Annotated in this window: 5 protein-coding genes and 1 pseudogene; 2 read left to right on the top strand and 4 right to left on the bottom strand. The window is 71.4% G+C overall.

Going from position 1 to position 5,760, the window contains the following annotated elements:
- The 3 genes from ABF401_RS03400 to ABF401_RS03390 form a co-directional block, all read right to left on the bottom strand.
- Positions 1–2,275, bottom strand: a 2,275-nt coding sequence (locus tag ABF401_RS03400; RefSeq protein ID WP_502908187.1) for an alpha/beta fold hydrolase, incomplete at its 3' end; no start/stop codon positions are given.
- A gap of 47 nt (positions 2,276–2,322) precedes the next feature.
- Positions 2,323–2,577, bottom strand: a complete 255-nt coding sequence (locus tag ABF401_RS03395) for a hypothetical protein (RefSeq protein WP_353508131.1) — start codon at positions 2,575–2,577, stop codon at positions 2,323–2,325.
- Positions 2,574–2,978 carry an ankyrin repeat domain-containing protein gene (locus tag ABF401_RS03390; RefSeq protein WP_353508130.1) on the bottom strand — a complete coding sequence of 135 codons (405 nt, stop codon included), beginning with the start codon at positions 2,976–2,978 and terminating at the stop codon, positions 2,574–2,576. Before ABF401_RS03390 ends, ABF401_RS03395 begins: the two co-directional genes overlap by 4 nt.
- A gap of 75 nt (positions 2,979–3,053) precedes the next feature.
- On the opposite strand from ABF401_RS03390, the gene tpx reads away from it, so the two are divergent.
- A complete protein-coding gene (gene tpx, locus ABF401_RS03385; RefSeq protein ID WP_353508129.1) occupies positions 3,054–3,545 on the top strand; it encodes a thiol peroxidase in 492 nt (163 codons plus the stop codon).
- Between the two features lie 22 nt (positions 3,546–3,567).
- On the opposite strand, the gene glpK is transcribed toward tpx, so the two are convergent.
- Positions 3,568–5,076, bottom strand: a complete 1,509-nt coding sequence (glpK, locus tag ABF401_RS03380; RefSeq protein ID WP_353508128.1) for a glycerol kinase GlpK — start codon at positions 5,074–5,076, stop codon at positions 3,568–3,570.
- Positions 5,077–5,282: 206 nt separating this feature from the next.
- Here glpK and ABF401_RS03375 point away from each other — a divergent pair.
- A pseudogene (locus ABF401_RS03375) lies at positions 5,283–5,760 on the top strand (hypothetical protein); the annotation flags it as partial.

The raw sequence follows: 5,760 nt of genomic DNA, 5'->3' as shown, positions 1-5,760 counted from the left end.
GCACCGGCCGGTCGACGGCTCCGCCGAGCGCGGCCACCTCGAGCGCCTCGTCGAGGTGCGCCTCCTCCGGTCGCCTGCCGGTCGCGGCCCAGTAGGCCGCGAGGTTCTGCCGGCCGGTGAGGTGCGGGAGGAAGCCCGGGCCCTCGATGAGCGCGCCCACCCGTTCGAGGACGTCGGAGCCCGCCGACACGGGATGGCCCAGGACGTGGACGGCGCCCGAGTCCGGGGCGATGAGGCCCATGACCATTCGCATCGTCGTCGTTTTGCCCGCCCCGTTGGGCCCGAGGAGTCCGACGACCTGGCCCTTCTCGGCCCGCCAGGAGACCCCGTCGACGGCGCGATGACCGTCGGCGTAGGACTTGACGAGGTCCGTGACGACGAGCGGCACGTCGGCCAGGTCCGGGCGCGGCTCCTCGTGCCTGCGCTGCCGGCGCCGCCAGAGCGCAGCCACCCCGGCGAGGATGACGAGGACGACGAGGATGCCGCCCGCGAGCGCGGACTCGGTGTCGGTGCCGGCGATCGAGGTGCCCACCGGCGTCGCCTCGACCACAGGAACGGTGAGGTCCGCGCCTGCCTCGACGGCGATGCGGGCGGGCTCCCGGCTGTTGGCGTAGGTCGCCTCGGTGCTCGTCAGCAGCACGCGCCACCGGCTCCCGGTCGGCATCTCGTAGGTGGCGGCCGGCAGCGCGACCGTCACGGTGGTTGGCCGCCCCGGCGTGACCGGCACGCGGATCGGTGCGACGAGCGATGCGGGCAGCGTTGCCTGCTCACCGGAGACGCGCCACAGCGACGCGAACAAGGTGACCGTCGGCTGGTCCGAGGTCAGGGTGAGGGTGATGGTCGGCGAGCCCGCCACCATCACGCTGCGCGGCGCCGGATCGGTGTCGAAGTACGTCGACAGCCCGGGCAGCGCGGCGATCTGGTACGACGACACGGTGAGGCCCAGGGAGGCCAGCCCGGGGATGGCCACCATCGACGCCGGTTGTCCGCCGGGCGGGTGCAGCAGTCCGCCGGCCGTCGCGGCGAGCGGGAGGTGCTCGGTGGCAACGGCGGTGCCGTCGAGCCCGGGGTACCGCGGCATGGTCCACAGGTCGGCTGGCTGGTTTCGACGGCTCGCCGGCGTGGGGAAGGTGAACCCGGCTCCCGGCAGGGCGGACTCGCGCCCCGCGCCGTCCCGGACGTAGTGGTCGAGCCAGGCGTACCCCGCCTCTGTCTCCTCGGCCTGGCGGGTGCTCGGACCGTCATGGCCACCGTCGCTCCAGCGCACCGCTACTGGCGTCCCGGCCGCGGCGAGGGCGCGCGCCGTCGCGTCGGCGTGCTCGAGTCCGAAGAGGGAGTCGGCGATCCCCTGGACGAGGAGGGTCGGTGCGGTGACCTTGCCCAGGGTCGGCTTGGGGCTGTGCTTCCGGAGCAGCGTGACGAGCCCGGCACTGGGCTCCCCCTTGACCGAGGCGTCGAGGAACCCGGCGCAGATCGTCGGGTCGAACCGCCCGCAGGTGGAGGAGTCCGGCGCGGGTGGTGGCGACTGTTGACCGTCCGACCCTGCCGAGGGGAGGGACAGAAGGCTCGCGTTGGCGCCGAGGAAGAAGTTCGTGGCCCAGACCTGCTTGAACGGGCCGGGGCCGGCGATGGGTTGACGGCCCGCCGGAGTCGGACCAGTGCTGCTGACCGCCGACTGCGGGAAGAACGCGTCGGCGAGATCGTTCCACGTGATGGCTGCCACGACGGCGTCGATGCGCTGGTCGGCGCCCGCGAGCATGAGCCCGAGCGCGCCGCCATAGGAGCCGCCCATGACACCGACCCGAGGGTCCCCCGGGGCGTCGAGAAGGACGTCGGGGCGCTTCGCAACGAGGTCCACCAACGCCTTCGCGTCGGCGATCTCGAACTCCGGGGCGTTGAGGTGGATCCGACCACTCGACGCTCCGTGTCCGCGGGCGGACCAGGTGACGACGACGTAGCCACGCTCCTGCAGCCCCATCGCCTCCGTCGCCACCGAGTCCTTGGAGCCGCCGAAGCCATGGGCCAGGAGCACGACGGGGTGGCGCCCACCACCTGCGGGTGTCCGCACTGCCGCGTCCAACGTCACCGCGGTACCGTCCGGCTCGGCGCCCACCGGCACCGTGAGGTTCTCGGTCGTGTCCCCGGAGGCTGCCACTACCGACGCGCTGGCGATCGCGTGCCCGGCCGGCCCGATCCCGACGGCGGCGGCCATGGCGACCCCGAGCACAGCCAGGCCGGTGCGCAGTGCACCTCGCGCGCGGGGCGGATCGGTCACCGACATTGGGTAATCACATCACGCCGCGTTGTGAAACGAATGAGGGTCTACGACTCCGCCGCACCGCGCTCGAGGACGTACGCGATGACGAGGCAGGTCACGAGCACCATCGCCGGCGGCAGGAAGCGCGCCGCACCGGTGAGCCCGAGCCACTCGTAGGGCGCGACCGTGAAGTCGAACAGGTCGAGGTCGAGCAGGTACTTGACCATGGGCAGGAAGCCGAAGACGAGCCCGACCGCCCCGATGAGGTTGATGAGGAAACGGCGGCCTGCACCGGCCTGTCTGCCCGTCCGCTCCGTCATGCCTCGGCCTCGAGGAGGTGGGTGCGGCCGAACAGCTCTGCCGCCTGGCGTGCCGTTGGCGTCCCCGCGTCGAGGTCCGCCCCGGCTGCAACGAGCGCCCGCACGACGGAGTCCTCTCCCTTGAAGATCGCTCCCGCCACGGGCGACTGGTCCCTCGTGTTGCGCAGGTTGACGTCGGCGCCGCGCCCGATCATGGCGAGCACTGTCTCCTCGCGCCCGTGGTAGGCCGCGAGCATGAGCAGGGTGTTGCCATCCGCATCCGTGATGTCGACGGGCACCCCGTGGTCGAGGAAGTCGAGCAGCTCCGCCGTCTTCCCCGTGCGGGCCAGCTCCATGGCGATGTCGATGACCCGCCGGTGCTCCTCCGGTGTGAGCGACCGGTCGCCGGGATTACCTGTCATGACCACCAAACTACAAGCCCGTCCGGGACCCGGGACGCGGTGGCAACTGCTCGGTAACCGGGATACAAACGACCCATGGCTACCACTGCACTGCGCGGCACTCCCGTCGAGACGATCGGCGACCTGCCCACCGTCGGAGACGTGGCCCCCGAGTTCGTCCTCGCGGGCGCCGACCTGAGCGACCTCCCCCTGCAGCACGGCACACGAGTCGTGCTCAACATCTTCCCGAGCATCGACACCGGAGTGTGTGCCCAGAGCGTCCGCCGCTTCAACGAGATCGCCAGCACGCTGGAGAACACCCACGTGATCTGCGCCTCCGAGGACCTGCCCTTCGCGCTCAAGCGGTTCTGCGGCGCCGAGGGCCTCGAGAACGTCATCGCGGCATCCTCGTTCCGGTCGACGTTCGGTGAGGACTACGGCGTGACGTTGGCCGAGGGTTCGATGCGCGGCCTGCTCGCCCGGTCCGTCGTCGTCATCGACGAGGAGGGCACGGTGCTCCACACGGAGCTCGTCCCGGACATCTCGCAGGAGCCGGACTACGACGCGGCGATCGCCGCCCTGAACTGAGGCTGCTCGCGCCCCGCCGCGCTCACGGGGTGTCGTCGTCGACCCAGTCGAGTGTGCGCTGGACGGCCTTCTTCCAGTTGCGGTAGAGCCGCTCGCGCTCTCCCGGGTCCATCGACGGCGACCAGCGCCGGTCCTCGCCCCAGTTGTCCCGCACCTCGCTGGGGCTGGACCAGTAACCGACAGCCAGCCCAGCGGCATACGCCGCCCCGAGCGCCGTCGTCTCGGCCACCCTCGGGCGGACGACGTCGACGCCGAGCAGGTCGGCCTGGAACTGCATGAGGGTCTCGTCGACGACCATCCCGCCGTCCACCTTGAGCTCGGTGAGCGGGACGCCACTGTCCGCGTTCATCGCGTCGAGCACCTCGCGCGTCTGGAACGCCGTGGCCTCCAAGGCGGCCCGCGCGATGTGGCCCTTGTTGACGAACCGGGTCAGGCCGACGAGGGCCCCGCGCGCATCGGGCCGCCAGTGCGGCGCGAACAGGCCCGAGAAGGCCGGCACGAAGTAGGCGCCGCCGTTGTCCTCCACCGATGCGGCAAGCGTCTCGACCTCGGAGGCGTCACCGATGATGCCGAGGTTGTCCCGCAGCCACTGGACGAGGGACCCGGTGACCGCGATCGACCCCTCCAGCGCGTAGACCGGTGGGGCGTCGCCGAGCCGGTAACAGACCGTCGTCAGGAGGCCGTGCTGGGACGGGACGATCTCCTCGCCAGTGTTGAGCAGCATGAAGTTGCCGGTGCCGTAGGTGTTCTTGGCGGTCCCCGGCTCGAGACAGGCCTGCCCGAACGTCGCCGCCTGCTGGTCGCCGAGGATGCCAGCCACCGGCACGTCGAGGAGGATCCCCGGCTGGCAGATGCCGTACACCTCCGAGGACGAGCGGATCTCCGGGAGCAGGCTCGTCGGCACGCGCATCTCCGCGGCGATCTCCTCATCCCACGCGAGGGTCCGAAGGTCCATGAGGAGCGTCCGGGAGGCGTTGGTGACCTCGGTGACGTGGACGCCGCCGTCGGGGCCGCCCGTGAGGTTCCAGAGGATCCACGTGTCCATCGTCCCGGCGAGCAGCTGTCCCGACTCGGCCTGTGCCCGGGCTCCATCGACGTTGTCGAGGATCCACCGGATCTTCGGTCCGGCGAAGTACGTCGCGAGCGGCAGACCGGTCTGCTTCTTGAAGCGCTCCGGGCCGGCGTCGCCAGCGAGCTCGTCGCAGATCGACTGCGTTCGGGTGTCCTGCCAGACGATCGCGTTGTGGACGGGCCGGCCCGTCGCCCGGTCCCACACGACGGTCGTCTCGCGTTGGTTCGTGATCCCGACGGTGACGACGCGCTTCGCGCTGAGGTTCGCCTTGCCCAGGGCACCGCCGACAACCGCGCGGGTGTTCTCCCAGATCTCCATGGGGTCGTGCTCGACCCAGCCGGCACGCGGGAAGATCTGGCGGTGCTCCCGTTGGTCACTCGCGACGACGCTGCCCGAGCGGTCGAAGACCATCGCGCGCGTGCTCGTCGTGCCTTGGTCGATCGCGACGACGTAGTCCATGGGCAGACGGTATCGCCAGCCGCGTCGTGGTGCCGTTGTCACACCTCTCTGGTATGCCGCTGAGCTCGCCCCCGTCCGCGAGCTTCGTTGCGCTGCAAGAAGTTTCACACGAACTGATGGGAACATGTGTTCGAAGATGGGGTAGGCTGGGAGCAACACCACGGGCCGCAGGTGTGGGGGCCTGACCGATCGGACGGGAGGACGCCGTGCCGTACACCACCGCCGCGCTCTCGCCCCTCGAGCGGGTCCTGGCCGGTGCCGCGGTCGACGGCGCCCGGCCCGGCGCACAGGGGCAGCTGCTGGCCCCGGGCCTGATCGACCTGGCCCGGGCCGACGGCCTCTGCGAGCTCGGCTGGGACCCGAGCGCCGACCACGCCGACCACGCCCAGCTGCCGACTGAGCCCTCAACCCCGGCCGAACCCGAGCCCCGGGGAGAGACCAAGCCCGAGTCGGGGGCCGGGTTGTCGCTGGAGCAGGCCGCGGACGCGCTGGTCGCCGAGATCGAGGCGCTCGAGGCGGACCGGGCCCGCCTCGACGGGCGGCTCGTTCAAGCCTATGCGGCGCTGCACACCGTGATCGGCGAGCAGCACGCCACGCACCAGGCGCAGCTGCCGGACGGCTGGCCCCGGCAGGACCCGGCCGAGGCCGCGGTCAGCGTCGAGGCGCTGGTCATCCACGAGGTCG

It is taken from the genome of Intrasporangium sp. (assembly GCF_040414665.1).
GTDB lineage: Bacteria > Actinomycetota > Actinomycetes > Actinomycetales > Dermatophilaceae > Intrasporangium.
The sequence above is the reverse complement of the archived record's forward strand: the minus strand, read 5'-3'. Positions and strand labels throughout refer to the sequence as shown.

Coding starts and splice junctions, on each gene's coding strand:
- ABF401_RS03395 (WP_353508131.1), bottom strand. CDS start 2,577: ATGACGGAGCGGACGGGCAGACAGGCCGGTGCAGGCCGCCGTTTCCTC.
- ABF401_RS03390 (WP_353508130.1), bottom strand. CDS start 2,978: ATGACAGGTAATCCCGGCGACCGGTCGCTCACACCGGAGGAGCACCGG.
- tpx (WP_353508129.1), top strand. CDS start 3,054: ATGGCTACCACTGCACTGCGCGGCACTCCCGTCGAGACGATCGGCGAC.
- glpK (WP_353508128.1), bottom strand. CDS start 5,076: ATGGACTACGTCGTCGCGATCGACCAAGGCACGACGAGCACGCGCGCG.